We start from the raw sequence: 16,015 nt of genomic DNA on the forward strand, positions 1-16,015 counted from the left end.
AACTATAGATGAGGATGCACGGTTGGTATTTCAGCAATGCAGTCAGTGGATTTATTAAGGTAAAAATGAATAATGCCTCCTTTTCAGGAGGCATTGGGGTCAGGGTTTTTTAGCCTGCGACTCTGCCGCTTTGACATCGACGATTCTGATTGTGTAGACCATCGTTGAGCCAGGGGGAATTTTAGATGGGATACCTTCACTACCGTAAGCTTGCTCTGGTGGGATCACCACAGTAATCACACCATGATTGCTCAGGCGCTTTATTGGTCCAAGGAAAGTAGCTGGATACTTATTTAGCACCTGAGACCAGACCTTACCTTCGGCTTCCATATCGTTAATGACGGTTCCGTCGATAAGCATCTCTTTGATGGTTATCGTGACGGTATCACTGTCGAGAATTTTTCCTTTTCCGGAATAATCGATACGGCTGTAGATCCCGTCTTTAAACAGTACGCCTTTTTGTTGGCTGAACTGTTTCTGATATTTTTCCCCTTCGCTAATCGCCTGTTTTTCGATTTTATTCAGGTTCTGGAACAGTTTATTGGAGACATCAAATAAGGCTTTGTCGCGTGCTTTCTCATCCAGCGCGATTTTGCCGGAGAAGGTATCCACTATGCCCTGCAGCACGATATTTTGGTTTATTTCCACACCCTGAGTATTGCGTGTAGACAGGACTTTTAGTGCTTCATCGCCCATCGATGTCCCGATGGCGTAATCCTGTTGCTGTGATTCTTTAGTCAGGTCAAGCGCGACAGATTTTCCACTGCCATCCTTTTGGGTTTGCGTCAGTTTTGCCTTCAGTTGGCTAATTTCATTCGTATTAGCCTGTAACTGGGCTTTATCTTTTTCTGCCTGGAGTTTCAGAGCATTTTCAGTATTTACCGCCTGCTGCCTGGTGAGATTAAACGAATCTATTTTTGCCGTCAGCACGAGCTTTTCCACCATTGTGGTGGCTAATTTTGTGGCAACATCTTGTTTTTCTTCCGTTGCTGCTTTCAAATTCGCCGTGAGTGCCTGCGTGTCTGCGAGGGCGGCGCTGAGCTTTTTGTCGAGGGCCTGTTTTTCGGTTTCGCTGGCCGTGAGTTTGCTGGTAACGGCCTGTTTCTCGGGGGCGGTTGCGGCTAATTTAGCGGCAAGGGCCTGCTTCTCATCTGTGGCGGTTTTCAGCTTTGTGGTGAGCGCCTGCGTGTCTGCAAGGGCAGCGCTGAGCTTTTTGTCGAGGGCCTGTTTTTCGGTTTCGCTGGCCGTGAGTTTGCTGTTAACAGCCTGTTTCTCGGGGGAGGTTGCGGCTAATTTAGCGGCAAGAGCCTGCTTCTCATCTGTGGTGGTTTTCAGCTTCGCGGTGAGGGCCTGCGTGTCCGCAAGGGCGGCGCTGAGCTTTTTGTCGAGGGCCTGTTTTTCGGTTTCGCTGGCCGTGAGTTTGCTGGTAACGGCCTGTTTCTCAGGGGCCGTTGCGGCTAATTTAGCGACAAGGGCCTGCTTCTCTTCCGTGGCGGTTTTCAGCTTTGCGGTGAGCGCCTGCGTGTCCGCAAGGGCGGCGCTGAGCTTCTTGTTGAGGGCCTGTTTTTCGGTTTCGCTGGCCGTGAGTTTGCTGTTAACAGCCTGTTTCTCGGGGGCGGTTGCGGCTAATTTAGCGGCAAGGGCCTGCTTCTCATCTGTGGCGGTTTTCAGCTTTGCGGTGAGCGCCTGCGTGTCTGCAAGGGCAGCGCTGAGCTTTTTGTCGAGGGCCTGTTTTTCGGTTTCGCTGGCCGTGAGTTTGCTGTTAACAGCCTGTTTCTCGGGGGCGGTTGCGGCTAATTTAGCGGCAAGAGCCTGCTTTTCATCTGTGGCAGTTTTCAGCTTCGCAGTGAGTGCCTGCGTGTCCGCAAGGGCGGCGCTGAGCTTTTTGTCGAGGGCCTGTTTTTCGGTTTCTCTGGCCGTGAGTTTGCTGGTAACGGCCTGTTTCTCAGGGGCCGTTGCGGCTAATTTAGCGACAAGGGCCTGCTTCTCATCTGTGGCGGTTTTGAGCTTCGCAGTGAGTGCCTGGGTGTCCGCAAGGGCGGCGCTGAGCTTTTTGTCGAGGGCCTGCTTTTCGGTTTCGCTGGCCGTGAGTTTGCTGGTAACGGCCTGTTTCTCAGGGGCGGTTGCGGCTAATTTAGCGCTGAGGGTTTGCTTCTCCTCCGCTGAGGCTTTCAGCTTCGCCGTGAGATCCTTGATCATCGAGGTGGCGGTAGCCAGTTTTGCAACCTCGTCCTTATTTTTCGCCTGTGCGGCGGTCAGAGTTGTCGTGAGCGCCTGTTTTTCTGTGGTCAGGGCGGCCAGCTGAGCGGCAATCTTTTGCTTTTCTGATGTCACCGCAGCAAGCGCGTTCTTTGTACTTTCATTAGCACCGGGTTGTGCGGTGTTCTGGTTTTTGTCATTCACCGCTGAACGTATTTTTGCGTTCTCTGCCGTCGCCTGGTTCAACTTTCCCTGCAAATCGCTAATTTTAGCAAGAAGTGCTTTCTGATCGTCAGAAACAGCACCCTTTGCCGCTGCGGCTTTCGCTTTCAACTGCGCCTGAAGTTGGCGGATTGTTTTGTCTTTTTGTTGAATAACGGTGGATTGCTGAGCTGCGGAATGCTTTTTCTGAGGAGGTGATTTCTTATTCGAGTCGTGAGAATCGTTAGCTTTATTATCGTTGGTCAGTGCAGCTGGTTTCGTCGGGCTATTTTTCTCCTGTTGCTGAACGTAATTAAGGAACGCTGGCGCCGAACTATTATTGACTGAATTGGCTGTTACATTAACGAGCGCACCGTTTTCTGCCCAAACACTCTGCGAAAAATATAACGCCACTATAAGCGATATGGCGCGCGTTACCGTTCTGGAGTTCACCGCCGTTGAGATATTCATAGCGGAGTATTGTTGCCACGTTTAACCAGACTGTCTATCAGCTCCTTTTCAATATCAGCGCACAGCTTGATAGATTTGAACTGATACATCGAATCGATACCTTGTTTGGTTGGCTCGGCAACCTTATTACGAACCGCATTGTACTGTGAAGCGGCGCTGACTAACGCTGTAAATTCATTACTGAATTTATCTGCCTCTTTTGGATGTACCTCTTTCAATGATTCCAGCGCTTGGCTGCAATTATTCATTCGTTCCTGTTCAGCCGCGATTCTTTGTTGTTCAATTTGCTGTTGGCTGGTGACGGGATCTGCGACTGGCGTTGTTATACGCTTTGATTGCCGGGACAATGTGCTATTGCAGCCCACTAACAACATTACAGCAAACGGAACAATACGAGTAAGTAAAATGGTATTCAAAATTTCAGTCCATTTGAAAAATAAGAGTCATTAATCGGCGATGATAGTGTGGCGAAAAATAGAAGTCAATGAACGGCTTTCTCAAAAATTATGAAGTATATGACTTTGTATTTATTTGGTGAATATATTGATGGGTTTTAGTTGATTTGATGAATTAATATATAAACTGGAAACTGCGACATGGTAATGGGAAGGATATACATAAAGTACTGTAGCCGTGTTTCATCGGCTACATATTCGACAGGGTGATGACATGAATTTTATTTGACGTAGGCCAGCAGACTTAATGAATCACGGGCCAGCGCTTTACATTTTTTCGTCGTTGAAATCTTAATGCCGCTGAGATCGCGATAGCTGTCTTCACCGAGCGCTTTCATGTTGAAGCTGTCGTAGTTGCTCAGATCCCACTGGTTTTGCTGGGCAAAAAACACCAGCGCCCGACGGATTTGGGTATTGGGAAGGTTTTGGTATCCGCAATCGTTTTTCAGAAATACAAATACCGCTGTTAAATCAGCCATATCTTCTGCTTCGGACTCGCTTAACGCATAGCTATTGCTGGAAAGAGTAAGCAGGCTGCCGAGCACTACCGTTCTGAAAAGCGTCTTCATTTTTTTTACCATTGCATCACGGACGCTCAACGTTAGCATACTTCGTTACAGTGCGCAGAGCTTTATTCTTACTCTTCTGCTTGACCTTCCCGTTGGTGGAAGGTTTAAGCTCAAATGTTCACCAGCAGAATAAAAGGATGTGAAAATGCAACGTCGTGAATTCATCAAATTAACCGCTGCAGCCGGCGTATTAAGTGCTCTTCCGCTCTGGAGTCGCTCAGCATTTGCCGCCAGCCGTCCGGCTCTGCCGGTACCCAATCTTTTGACCGCCGACGCACGAAATCGCATCACCTTAACGATCCAGGCCGGGAAGACGCAGTTTGGTCCCCATCAGGCGTCCACCTGGGGTTATAACGGCAATCTGCTGGGGCCGGCGCTGAAACTGAAAAAAGGTGAGGCGGTGACCGTCGACATTCATAACCGCCTGGCGGAAGAAACCACCGTGCACTGGCATGGCCTGGAGGTTCCGGGGGAGGTCGACGGCGGACCGCAGGGGATTATTGCGGCGGGCGCCTCCCGCAGCGTGAGTTTTACTCCCAGCCAGCGGGCCGCGACCTGTTGGTTCCACCCGCATCAGCATGGTAAGACCGGGCATCAGGTTGCTATGGGACTGGCGGGACTGGTGCTGATATCTGATGAAGAAAGCGAACGACTGCTGCTGCCGAAGCAGTGGGGGATCGATGATGTGCCGGTGATCGTCCAGGATAAGCGTTTTACCGCGGCCGGCGAGATTGACTATCAGCTCGACATCATGAGCGCTGCCGTGGGCTGGTTTGGCGATACGCTGCTGACGAACGGAGCGCTCTACCCGGAACATGCTGCACCGCGCGGCTGGCTGCGTCTGCGCCTGCTTAACGGTTGTAATGCCCGCTCGCTCAATTTCTCCACCAGTGATAACCGACCGATGTACGTTATCGCCAGCGATGGCGGTCTGCTTGCCGAACCGGTGAAGGTTAATGAGCTGCCGGTGTTAATGGGCGAGCGTTTTGAAGTGCTGATAGATACCCGCGACGGCAAAGTGTTTGACCTGATCACGCTGCCGGTGAGCCAGATGGGGATGGCGATTACGCCGTTCGACAAGCCACAGCCGGTATTGCGCATTCAGCCGCTGACGATTCAGGCATCCGGTACGCTTCCGGATTCACTGGTCAGCATGTCCGTGCTGCCGTCGCTGGAAGGGCTGACCCAGCGCACGCTGCAGCTATCGATGGACCCGATGCTCGACATGATGGGTATGCAGGCGCTGATGCAAAAATATGGCGACCAGGCGATGTCCGGCATGGAGCATGGCGGCATGATGGATCACGGCAAAATGGGCAACATGGGACAGATGAATCATGGCGATATGGGGAACATGAAGCATGGCAATATGGGGCAGATGAACCATGGCGCTAAGGGCTTTGATTTCCATAATGCCAACCGGATTAATGGCAAAGCGTTTGATATGGATACGCCGATGTTTGCCGCGGCCAAAGGGCAATATGAACGCTGGGTGATTTCAGGCAAAGGCGACATGATGCTGCACCCGTTCCATATTCACGGGACCCAGTTCCGCATTCTGTCTGAAAATGGCGCCGCGCCTGCCGCTCACCGTTCGGGCTGGAAAGATACCGTGCGGGTAGAAGGTGGGGTCAGTGAAGTGTTAGTGAAGTTCGACCATGAAGCGCCGAAAGAGCATGCCTATATGGCGCACTGCCACCTGCTGGAACATGAAGATACCGGGATGATGCTCGGCTTTACGGTCTAGCTTGCCTCCCTAAAGGGATATTCTGACAGCAATAAAAAAGGCCCGGATAATCCGGGCCTTTTGCGTATGACGTCAGCGCTTATTTCGCGTCGTCAGGCAGCGCATAGGCGACGATGTAGTCGCCCATTTTGGTACCAAACGAGCCGTGACCGCCGGCGGAGATGACAACATACTGCTTGCCATTCACTTCATAGGTCATCGGCGTTGCCTGGCCGCCAGCCGGCAGACGGGCCTGCCACAGTTTCTCACCGTTGCTCATGTTGTATGCGCGCAGGTAGTTGTCGGCGGTGGCACCAATAAACAGCACGTTGCCGGCGGTGGAGATCGGGCCGCCCAGCATTGGCATACCGAGGTTAAACGGCAGCTGGACAGGCATCGGGAACGGCAGGCTATCCTGCGGGGTACCGATACGTTTTTTCCACACCACTTCGTTGGTTTTCAGATCCAGCGCTGAGATATAGCCCCACGCCGGTTGTTTGCACGGCAGGCCAAACGGCGACAGGAAAGCATTAAGGGTGACACCGAACGGCACGCCGTACTGCGGCTGGATGCCGGATTCAGTACCCGAGCCTTTGGCATCTTTCGGTGGTTCCATCGGGTTGCCTGGGCCGCGTGGGATCAGTTTTGAGACAAACGGCAGCGCCATCGGGTTAGCAATCGCCACCTGACGGTTTGGATCGACGGAAATACCGCCCCATTCAAACATCCCCAGGTTACCCGGGAACACCAGAGTGCCCTGTTCAGACGGCGGCGTGAAGATACCTTCATAACGCAGCTGGTGGAAGATCACGCGGCACACCAGTTGGTCGAACATGGTGGCGCCCCACATATCCGCGCCGGTCAGATCTTTCTTCGGACGGAAGCTCAGGTCGGAGAACGGCTGCGTTTTCGAGACGTAGTCGCCTTTCGCGGCGCCCTGCGGAACCGGTTTTTCCGGTGCCGGGACGACCAGCTCGCCATTACGACGGTCGAGGACAAAAATATTACCGGTCTTCGCTGGTGCGTAGATCACCGGAACGGTTTTGCCGTTAACGTCGATATCCGCCAGCGTCGGCTGGGACGGCATATCCATATCCCACAGGTCGTGGTGAACGGTCTGATAGCTCCAGGCCAGTTTACCGGTCGTCGCATTTAGCGCCACGATAGAGCTGGCGTAACGTTCCTGTTCCGGCGTACGGTTGCCGCCCCAGATATCCGGAGTGGTGACGCCCATCGGCAGGTACACCAGATCCAGCTTCGCGTCATAGGCCGCTGGTGCCCATGAGTTCGGCGAGTTCAGCGTAAAGTGGTGTTGATCATCCGGAATTGCGTTTGGATCTTTCGCGCCCGGATCGAACACCCACATCAGCTTACCAGTGTTGACATCGAAGCCACGAATGACGCCTGACGGCTCGCGGGTAGAGAAGTTATCGGTCACCGCACCGGCAATGATAATGGTGGTGTCAGTTACGATCGGCGGAGATGTTGGTTCGTACATTCCCGGCGTGGTCACCGGCATATTGGTCTGCAGGTTGAGGATCCCTTTGTTGGCAAAGGAGTCGCACAGCTGACCGTTGTCGGCGTTGATGGCGAACAGGCGACCATCGTTGACCGGCAGAATGATACGGCGTGGGCAGTTGGCGACGACGTCAGCCGGCGCGCTGTCTGCTTTTGCTTCGTGGTAAGAAACGCCGCGACAGGTCACATGCTGGAATGACGGGTCCGAATTCAGCTGCGGATCAAAGTGCCATTTCTCTTTACCGGTAGCTGCATCAAGCGCGAACAGACGCTGGTGAGCAGTACACAGGTACAGCATGTTGCCCACTTTAATCGGCGTCACTTCGTTGGTGATTTCGCCCGGATCGTTCGGCTGCTTCAGGTCGCCGGTGCGGAACACCCAGGCTTCCTTCAGGTTTTTCACGTTATCGGCGTTAATCTGCTTCAGCGGTGAGAAACGCTGGCCTTCCTGATTACGACCGTAGGCCGGCCAGTCGCCATCGGCCACGGCGGAAATCGGTGCGGCAGGTGTAGCGTCGGCACTCAGGGTGCCGTTGACTTCTTGCGGGTCATTGAACGCCGCCCAGGTCAGGATACCGCCGCTGATCAGCAGAGCGACAACCAGACCGGCGACCGCGCCACCAGACGGGAACGGCAAACGACGCCAGACAAAAGGCAGAATCAGCCAGATGCCGAAGAAGACCAGAATATCGCTACGAGGTGTTAGCGCCCAGAAGTCAAAGCCGACTTCCCAGACGCCCCAGAGCATGGTGGCGAGCAGCAGTGCGGCATACAGCCAAAGAGCTGAACGCTTACCACGCAGGAGTTTCACGGTAACGGCCAGCATCACCAGACCGGCGATGGGGTAGTACCAGGAACCGCCAATCGCTGCCAGCCAGACTCCGCCAATGAGAAGATACAGGCCACAGAATGCAGCAAAGAGCGCCGTCAGTGTCACGAGTAATCGTGATTGTTGAGATTTTGTTTCTGCCATAGAAAGAGACTCGGTTGTTTGTTAATTTTTTAAGTGCAATTAATTATAGGATTTAACAAGTGTGATCGGAATCACAAAATGGGCTTTATTATTCCCTGCATCGGATATTTCTTTTTACTGGTATACTGCATAGCTTGCCGGTCAACGTCGGTGCGCTCGCAGCGGCTTTGATGATTTATCCTAAGAATCAAATGGTTAGTTTTATGAAACATACTGTAGAAGCAAAAAACTTCGTGTTTTCATGCTTTTAGATGATTTCGCGAATTCTCAATTTTGATTTTTATTATCAGTAAGATACGGTTATTTTCGTTCGTATGTTTATGCGGTTTTTTTGACTGTAGCAACGAACGGTGTATCAATCGGTGTATCAATCGCAATCACGAATCCAGGCGGGGCGGGCTATGGCGGGCACTAACAAGCTAAGTGATAAAAAGCTCAAGGCACTCCAGGGGGCCAGCCGTGATGCGCCAGAAATGTATGCTGATGGTGAAGGTTTAAGCGTCAGGGCATCAAAACAGGGTCAACTGAGTTGGGTATTCTCGTACCGGTTGGGTGGAAGGGGTAGCAAACTCGAACGTTTAACGCTTGGCCGTTACCCTGATTTGTCGCTAAAAGCTGCGAGAGAAAAGAGGGAAAAGTGTCGTCAGTGGTTGGCTGGTGGTCTTGATCCAAAAACAGAGCTTGAACTGAGCACCGAAGAAACGCTTAAACCTGTGACAGTACAGGATGCTCTCGAATACTGGCTGGTGAATTACGCCAGGAGAAAGCGCAGTGATGAGGAGCTGGTAAGGGCACAGCTACGCAAGCATATTTACCCCCGCCTTGGTCGTTATCCTCTGACCCGATGTGAAACCCGGCATTGGGTGTCTTGTTTTGATGAAATAAACCAGACCAAACCAATGACCGCTGGCCGCATGTTCCAGATATCCAAACAGGCGTTACGTTTTTGCAAGGTTCGCCGCTATGCCGCCAGTGATGCTCTGGCCTTTCTCACCATTCAGGATGTGGGCCAGCCATCCGGCCAACGTGACCGCGTATTGTCAGATAGCGAGCTGGCTGATGTGTGGCGCTGTACAGGCAGCGATGATCAGCAGCCGTATTATTCACGTCTTCTCAAAATGCTGGTGCTGTTTGGTGCGCGAACGATGGAGGTTCGTCTCTCTCGATGGTCAGAGTGGGATTTTACCTCGTGGATTTGGACAGTACCGAAAGAGCACAGCAAAACCCGCGAGAAAATTGTGAGATCGATACCCGAAGCAATACGCCCGTGGCTGGAAGAGTTAAAGCGCGAGACAGGGAAAACGGGTTTGTTACTGGGAGAAGATCGCACCCGTCAGGCTGTATCATTGAAAGGGCGCAGGCTTTTTAAAGATTTCCATCATAACGAGCCGTGGACTCTTCACGATCTGCGGCGCACGTTCTCCACGGGGCTAAACAATATGGGCATAGCACCGCATATTGTAGAGCTGCTGCTGGGTCATGCTTTACCGGGCGTAATGGCTATTTATAACCGTAGCCTGTACTTGCCGGAGAAGCTGGACGCTCTGAACAAATGGCATGAACGCTTAGAACTTCTTGCGGGTAATCATAAAAATGTGGTTCTGTTACCTGTAGCGAATAGAGATTAAACTGATATTGCGGGTCTAGGTCGGCCAACCGAAAAGCGGGAAACCCTACCCGCCTGGCCCGCAAGTTATTTAGGGGGCGTTGAGGGTGACGATATGGGAATGCCATTACGGGAATATTACTCAGTAGTTCGCGCTGCTGAGTTGCTCGGATGTAAAGTTGAAGATTTGTTTCATTGGGCTTCGATTGGAGCAATCAAGTTGTTTGTTTCTTTTGAGGAAGGACATGGATATGTCCGTTTTATTGGTGATGGTGTAAAAAAAGAGAACAGGAATTTAGATAGATTCACAGAGGAACAATTTGAATCTGCTCAACATCTCAGAGATGAGCTTTTTAAAGAAAAACATACCATCGATAAATTTTCCAGAGTTGTCTCATTAATGAGATATGAAGATATAGATTTAGATAGCCTCCCACGCGAAGAAAGGTTTTATCCCTGCTCATTTAGCGGATTATGGGCTTTACCGCAAAATGCATACGGAATGACCGCGCTTTACAGTTTCCAACCAAGTTTGGATGATTTTTGGTTTTCGGCAGAAAGCAAGATGTTTGTTTCTTTTGAAATGGATGAATTTCTTAATTTCGATGTTGAAGATTTCTGTATTTCTAAATCTGATTTTGTTTTAATTAAAAAATGTAATGATGGTGATGAGTTTCCAAGTTATATTAATGGTGGAAAAGAAAAGATAGAACCGTCAAAAAATCCCGATGAAGCTCACTCAACAAAAACCATAAATAAGCGTGCTCAGTTTATAAAATCTCTTTTGCGCATTCATTATGGAAACGAGGTGGCAGAAAGTCCGCGACGATTTCTTGAGGATGATAATAGTGAAATAAGCAAAGATTTTAAAATTATTAATATTACACCCCCATCAGGAAAGGCTGTTCAGGATTGGGTTAAAGGTGTTGATATCCCTTTCTCTGGCGATGAATGATCTTCGGAAATTCCGTTGATTTTCCGGAATATTTCAGACAAAATTTTTTTGATTGATAACAATAACCTCCACAAACCCAGAAACAGTGGAGGCAGCATGAACAATATTATCTTTACCCCACCTAACCCCGAACAACGCCGTAACCTTCTTGAGGAGTACGGCTTCAAGTTTGATCGCCGGATTCGTGAAGATGAATGTGGCGAAATCACAAGTCTTTCCCGCTCCAGTCGTTGGAAGATGGAGCAAGAGGGTCGCTTTCCTCCGCGCTGCCACTTTGGCCGCAATAGCTGCGCCTGGCTTCTGTCAGATGTGCTTTGGTGGGTCCGTAACCCTCCAGCTGTACCTAACGTCAATAACCCATATAGCCGTAAATCGGCCTAACAGAAGACCAATGCAACCGCACGCAACTTCGTCTGATCAGCGAAAAGAAATTTTGTTGCGTGGCGTTGCGTTAAAAATATTGCAGCATACCTAACGCTGTCGCGGCGGCTCTGAATAAGAATTTTTTGGAGCGATAGAAATGACTCAGGAAAAATTAACTGCCTTTACTGGCGGCGTCAAAACTCACCCTGAAACCAGCCAAAAGGCTAATTTCACGGCAAATGAAAATGATATTTCTGTAATTAAATTTGAAGGACGCACGGTCAGGATTGTGAATGTTTTCGGTGAGCCGTGGTTCGTTGTGTCTGATGTGTGCCAGGCATTGGAAATCAGCAACCCAACCAGTGCCGTTACCTCTCTGGATGGTGACGAGGTAATGACCCTAACTTTAACTGAGGGTCATTCGGGTAAGCGTGGTGGAGCGCGTAGCTGGAATATGGCCGCAGAATCAGGCTTCTACAAATTGATTGCCCGCAGCCGCAAGGCATCCACTGCCGGGACCTTCGCCCACCGCTTCAGCAATTGGGTATTCCGCGAAGTTATCCCGTCCATACGTAAAACCGGTTCATACGGCGTCCCGTTCTCATTCCTGAATGACTTCAGTCGTCGTAAGGATCAGTACACAAAGAAAGCCAGTAAGTGCGGTAGTGACCTACAGGCGTGCAAAGGAGAGAAAGCCCGTCTTGAGATGGAAGAAATTGGATTATGGAGAAAGTATCAACCCGGATTGCTGGAGGGCATTGAAGATGATGCATAAAACAAAGGCAGCTTTGCAGAGCTGCCAATGTCACTACCAAAAACTCAAGAAAAATAAGAATACCAGGGTTAATGCTTGTGGTCAAAATCACTTCTCAATCGATATTAGGGGTGCCCTATCTGCTGATAGATTATGGGGTGGTCAGCCCTTAAATTTATATTCTTCCGTTTTCTTTCAATTGACGCTCAATGAATTCGAGGTGTTCTTTCAGCCGACTTTTCCTTTTGAAGATTTTGCTGTCGATAGTGAAATTGAATGGGTTATGAGATTCAGACTCGGGGAATCTGATAAAAACTACATTTCCGTAATCGTCTGTTTTAATGAAACAATTATACTCAGAGAAGTGATGCCTTACTTGATTAATGGCTTCCTCAACTTCCTGGACGTTAGGTACGGATTCATCATTAATTATGGTCATTATGTGGCCTCATTCGGAGCGATTTTAGTCTGCTTACGCTGGCGGCGTTTGATCTCACCTCTGGCTGCAGTTACGAGAAAACCAGCGGTGCTTTCGCCTTCTTGCTTCAAACTTTCAATATCTTCCATCACATCATGGGGGATTCGAACTGTAGTCATTTGTGACTTTGCGTTCTTCGCACCTGTTGCCATTACTGAAACTCCTTGTGTTAGGTGTATTTCAGTATACGCAAAAAAAACAAAAGAAAAAGGCTTGAAGTGTATTTCACTTTGGGCTAGCTTGAATATCAAAGGTGAAATACACCTTGTAAGTGCGAAGCCCGGCAGTGCTAGGAACACTAACCGGGCCTCTAACCACAAACCGTTAGTTGAGGTAACAGTTATGGCTGATCAACAGCATACCCAAACTCGCCCTAAATATCAGTACCTATTCACCGCTCTGGAACGAGACAACATGGCTGGTGAATCTGTTCTGGTATCAGTTGCGGCTGAAACTCTCTATGAAGCCAAAGCAAAGCTGAAAGCCCAGTATACGGCGATCTTCTACCGGAATCGTCAACCTGTAGATGCTGACTCTAAAAAATTCACATGGCGTTTTCTCTCGATTTCTGAGCGTTCTCCTGTCGCCAAACCGTTGGTGATTTACGTCAACGCATCCAGCGAGCAGGAAGCCCGCGACACTATGCCGGGAGTAAGCCTCATTCTCGACTCCCGCCTCCCATACCATGCCTTTCAGGTTATGGAGGTGCGCCATGAGTGATCTAACTGTCCACCAGGCTGCTGAAAAAGCATTTCAGGCAGAAATCATTCTTAGCATGATGAAAAAAAGGACAGCCGCTAGCATGGAGGATTGCGAGATAGATGCGCTGCTCGCAATGCTTAAAGGGTTGATTGGCGACGTAGGTGGTTTTCTTGGTGAAGAATCATCACGCGAGGAGGAGGAGGAAAATGCGTAACCCTCAACCGAAAAACTTTACCTGGTTGTTTCTGGCCACTTACGCCGACTCGCGGGCACTTCCTGTCGTTCTGCGTACTCAGGCTAATACCGAAGATGAAGCACGTTCGAAGCTTGCTGGTAATTTTTCTCTGACATTCGCAGCAAAAATCCGTTCCGATTGTCCTCTCACCTGTCATTGGATGGATCGGGATAGTTCTGTTTTGTGGTCTGTTATGGGCTGTGATGCTGACGTCTCACTTCAGCAAATGAAGGGGGCAGGTGATGTCTAGGCTCGAAATATTGACCCCGAAGAAGGCGAAGTCGCGAACTTTACAGCTTTCAACGCTGCTTATGGTGATTTCACAGAACGCCCTGCAGGAGCACGAAAGACAGTATCTGGTCGAGCTTGCTTACGACATTTCGTGTGAGCTTGCTTCCTTCATGCTTGAGCAAGAATTGCCGGAGGTAGGCCATGCATAACCCGGCTGAGTTAAACGAATCGCTTGAAAGGCGTGTGGAACTGCTGACTGAAAAGGTGCTGGTTCTTGAGCAGCAGATCAAATCACTGACTGACAGCCAGGGGGGCGAAATCCCCCCGGGTATGGCGCCATTGTCTACGTTGGCGGCTGAGTTCGGTATTTCCACGAAAAAGGCTGAAGAGCTGGCGAAGAACACGGGCGTGATGATGGTTAAGTTAAAAAGTGGTGGTTTTGTCGCCCCAGAGGAGAAATTCAGGGAGGTGGCCAGACAGGTGTTACGTAGCGCTAAACGTAAATACGGATCTGCGTACTGGTATCACCCGCTGTTAGGCAAATTCCAGATGAGTGGAGGGATCCCGAAGTGAAAAATGCACCGAACCTTAAACATCTTCCCAGGGAAAAATTTACTGAGGCGGTTATTTTTGCGGGAACTGATGCTTATGCGCATGCGAAAGGGTGGGAGGAGGGGCTGGGTAAACAGGTTGCCGAGGATACGACGCCTCCCATCTACCTAGGCCCAAAACAACTGGCTGAGCTGGCGAACCTTAATATCGTTGATAAGGGGCGACGGAGTGCCCGCGTGTACCTGGCCGGAGATATTGAACCGATACAGATTAACACTATTGGTGAAAAGCTGGCGTTGGCAGGCGTCCAGGATGCCAAATTGTATAAAGGTATTCCGGATCGCCATCCGGAGGACTGGCACGATTATCTGAACCGGTTGCGTGAACAAGCGGAACGAAGGGAAAGCACTGTGGTCGATCTGCCAGTAACTAAGCGAGAACCCTTGCAAAATAGCGTAGTGCCAGCACTGAACCAGATGGGGGCCAGCCAGCGCGGTGAGGTGCTGTTGGCTCACTATGGTGGGAACCTGGCGATTCATGCCGACTCTGATACGGTTCACCACTACAACGGTGTTGTCTGGAATCCACTACCGGATAAAGAACTACAGCGTGAAATGGCACAGATCTACATCGATTCTGAGGTGGCCTACTCGCAGAACGCCATTAAATCTGCGGTGGAAACTATGAAACTGAGTCTACCGGTCATGGGGGTTACAGCCCGCAACCTTATTGGCTTCAGCAATGGGGTATTTGATACCCGGACGGGGCAATTCAGGGAGCATAACAAGACTGACTGGCTGCTGATCGCCAGCGAACTCCCGTTCAGTCCGCCGGCAGAAGGCGAGACACTGGCGACTCATGCGCCGAACTTCTGGAAATGGCTTCGCCGTTCTGTGGCCAGTAATGACCGAAAAACCGATCGTGTACTGGCTGCGCTGTTTATGGTGCTGGCGAACCGTTACGACTGGCAATTGTTTCTTGAGGTCACGGGGCCCGGCGGCAGCGGTAAAAGCGTCATGGCGGAAATTTGCACGATGCTTGCGGGCAAGGCCAATACCGTCTCGGCTAGTATGAAAGCGCTGGAGGATGCGAGGGACAGGGCGCTGGTGGTTGGTTATTCGCTGATCATCATGCCGGACATGACGCGATACGCTGGCGATGGCGCCGGTATTAAGGCCATTACAGGGGGCGATAAGGTGTCGGTAGACCCTAAGCATAAGGCGCCATACTCGACGCGGATACAGGCGGTAGTGCTGGCCGTCAATAACAACGCTATGACGTTCAGCGACCGCAGCGGAGGGATATCGCGTCGCCGTGTGATATTCAACTTTTCCGAGGTCGTACCGGAAGACGAGCGGGATACGATGCTGGCCGAAAAAATCGAAGGTGAGCTGGCCGTCATTATTCGCCACCTGCTGATCCGTTTTGCCAGCCAGGACGAAGCTAAACGACTACTGCACGAACAGCAGAAATCAGAGGAGGCGCTGACTATCAAGCGAGAAGGTGATTCGCTGGTGGACTTCTGCGGCTATCTGATGGCATCGGTGGTGTGCGATGGCATGTTTATCGGTAATGCCGAGATAGTGCCATTCAGCCCACGGCGTTATCTGTATCACGCCTACATGGCATACATGCGGGCGAATGGCCTGAATAAGCCGGTATCGTTAATGCGGTTCGGTACGGATATGCCCGGAGCTATGGCCGAGTATGGGAAGAAGTACGATAAACGGAAAACAAAGCACGGTATCAGGTCAAACGTCACCCTGCATGATGATTCAGAAGACTGGATGCCATCATGTAACAGTACTTCTGAGGGCGGCAAGGTAGAGTAAAGTTATGGATTAAGTGTTCACCAGTATTCACCCTGTTAAAAAATTTATTCATAACAGTAAGTTAAGTGGTGAACACTTAGCTGTTAAGTGTTCACCAAGTATTCACCTGTTCACCTTTTGATTGTTTTTCGTCCTAAAAGGTGAAGGATAGGGTGAACACTAGTGAATACCTTAAAGAAGGTATTCACCATATAA

General features: G+C 50.4%; 15 protein-coding genes. 11 read left to right on the top strand and 4 right to left on the bottom strand.

The genetic code is table 11. The annotated features are described in order from the left end of the window. Window positions 1–99: 99 nt before the first annotated feature. The 3 genes from ACMYSO_RS18035 to ACMYSO_RS18045 form a co-directional block, all read right to left on the bottom strand. Window positions 100–2,871 (bottom strand): FKBP-type peptidyl-prolyl cis-trans isomerase N-terminal domain-containing protein, encoded by a 2,772-nt coding sequence (locus ACMYSO_RS18035; RefSeq protein ID WP_434666491.1) that lies wholly within the window; start codon window positions 2,869–2,871, stop codon window positions 100–102. Beyond that, window positions 2,868–3,287: a hypothetical protein gene (locus ACMYSO_RS18040; RefSeq protein ID WP_434666494.1), complete on the bottom strand. Its 420-nt coding sequence runs from the start codon at window positions 3,285–3,287 to the stop codon at window positions 2,868–2,870. Before ACMYSO_RS18040 ends, ACMYSO_RS18035 begins: the two co-directional genes overlap by 4 nt. A 260-nt stretch (window positions 3,288–3,547) precedes the next feature. After that, window positions 3,548–3,895 (bottom strand): YacC family pilotin-like protein, encoded by a 348-nt coding sequence (locus ACMYSO_RS18045; protein ID WP_123757459.1) that lies wholly within the window; start codon window positions 3,893–3,895, stop codon window positions 3,548–3,550. Window positions 3,896–4,040: 145 nt separating this feature from the next. On the opposite strand from ACMYSO_RS18045, the gene cueO reads away from it, so the two are divergent. Continuing rightward, on the top strand, window positions 4,041–5,642 hold the full coding sequence (gene cueO / locus ACMYSO_RS18050) for a multicopper oxidase CueO (RefSeq protein ID WP_434666497.1): 1,602 nt from the start codon (window positions 4,041–4,043) through the stop codon (window positions 5,640–5,642). A 79-nt stretch (window positions 5,643–5,721) separates the two neighbouring features. Here the strand turns inward: cueO and ACMYSO_RS18055 are convergent, their stop codons facing one another. Then, complete coding sequence (locus ACMYSO_RS18055; RefSeq protein ID WP_434666499.1) at window positions 5,722–8,112, bottom strand: glucose/quinate/shikimate family membrane-bound PQQ-dependent dehydrogenase; 2,391 nt, start codon at window positions 8,110–8,112, stop codon at window positions 5,722–5,724. Window positions 8,113–8,513: 401 nt separating this feature from the next. On the opposite strand from ACMYSO_RS18055, the gene ACMYSO_RS18060 reads away from it, so the two are divergent. From ACMYSO_RS18060 to ACMYSO_RS18105, 10 genes are all read left to right on the top strand, one after another. Next, a complete protein-coding gene (locus ACMYSO_RS18060) occupies window positions 8,514–9,740 on the top strand; it encodes a tyrosine-type recombinase/integrase (RefSeq protein ID WP_434666502.1) in 1,227 nt (408 codons plus the stop codon). Between the two features lie 93 nt (window positions 9,741–9,833). Continuing rightward, on the top strand, window positions 9,834–10,673 hold the full coding sequence (locus ACMYSO_RS18065) for a hypothetical protein (RefSeq protein WP_434666504.1): 840 nt from the start codon (window positions 9,834–9,836) through the stop codon (window positions 10,671–10,673). A 96-nt stretch (window positions 10,674–10,769) separates the two neighbouring features. Beyond that, window positions 10,770–11,054, top strand: a complete 285-nt coding sequence (locus tag ACMYSO_RS18070; protein WP_053289919.1) for a helix-turn-helix transcriptional regulator — start codon at window positions 10,770–10,772, stop codon at window positions 11,052–11,054. 139 nt (window positions 11,055–11,193) lie between these two features. After that, complete coding sequence (locus ACMYSO_RS18075) at window positions 11,194–11,811, top strand: BRO-N domain-containing protein (protein ID WP_434666506.1); 618 nt, start codon at window positions 11,194–11,196, stop codon at window positions 11,809–11,811. Continuing rightward, the gene (locus tag ACMYSO_RS18080) at window positions 11,801–12,988 is read left to right on the top strand and encodes a host cell division inhibitor Icd-like protein (protein ID WP_434666508.1); all 1,188 of its coding nucleotides are present in this window, start codon (window positions 11,801–11,803) and stop codon (window positions 12,986–12,988) included. The genes ACMYSO_RS18075 and ACMYSO_RS18080 overlap by 11 nt, the downstream gene beginning before the upstream one ends. Next, window positions 12,981–13,184 (top strand): hypothetical protein, encoded by a 204-nt coding sequence (locus ACMYSO_RS18085; RefSeq protein WP_434666510.1) that lies wholly within the window; start codon window positions 12,981–12,983, stop codon window positions 13,182–13,184. The genes ACMYSO_RS18080 and ACMYSO_RS18085 overlap by 8 nt, the downstream gene beginning before the upstream one ends. Next, a complete protein-coding gene (locus ACMYSO_RS18090) occupies window positions 13,177–13,455 on the top strand; it encodes a host cell division inhibitor Icd-like protein (RefSeq protein ID WP_434666512.1) in 279 nt (92 codons plus the stop codon). The genes ACMYSO_RS18085 and ACMYSO_RS18090 overlap by 8 nt, the downstream gene beginning before the upstream one ends. Then, window positions 13,448–13,645 (top strand): hypothetical protein, encoded by a 198-nt coding sequence (locus ACMYSO_RS18095; RefSeq protein WP_088402385.1) that lies wholly within the window; start codon window positions 13,448–13,450, stop codon window positions 13,643–13,645. Before ACMYSO_RS18090 ends, ACMYSO_RS18095 begins: the two co-directional genes overlap by 8 nt. Next, on the top strand, window positions 13,638–14,009 hold the full coding sequence (locus ACMYSO_RS18100; protein ID WP_434666514.1) for a hypothetical protein: 372 nt from the start codon (window positions 13,638–13,640) through the stop codon (window positions 14,007–14,009). Before ACMYSO_RS18095 ends, ACMYSO_RS18100 begins: the two co-directional genes overlap by 8 nt. Beyond that, window positions 14,006–15,820 (top strand): DNA primase family protein, encoded by a 1,815-nt coding sequence (locus tag ACMYSO_RS18105; protein WP_434666516.1) that lies wholly within the window; start codon window positions 14,006–14,008, stop codon window positions 15,818–15,820. Before ACMYSO_RS18100 ends, ACMYSO_RS18105 begins: the two co-directional genes overlap by 4 nt. The last annotated feature ends 195 nt before the right edge of the window (window positions 15,821–16,015 follow it).

Source organism: Klebsiella sp. B345, from assembly GCF_051131735.1.
Lineage (GTDB): Bacteria > Pseudomonadota > Gammaproteobacteria > Enterobacterales > Enterobacteriaceae > Klebsiella.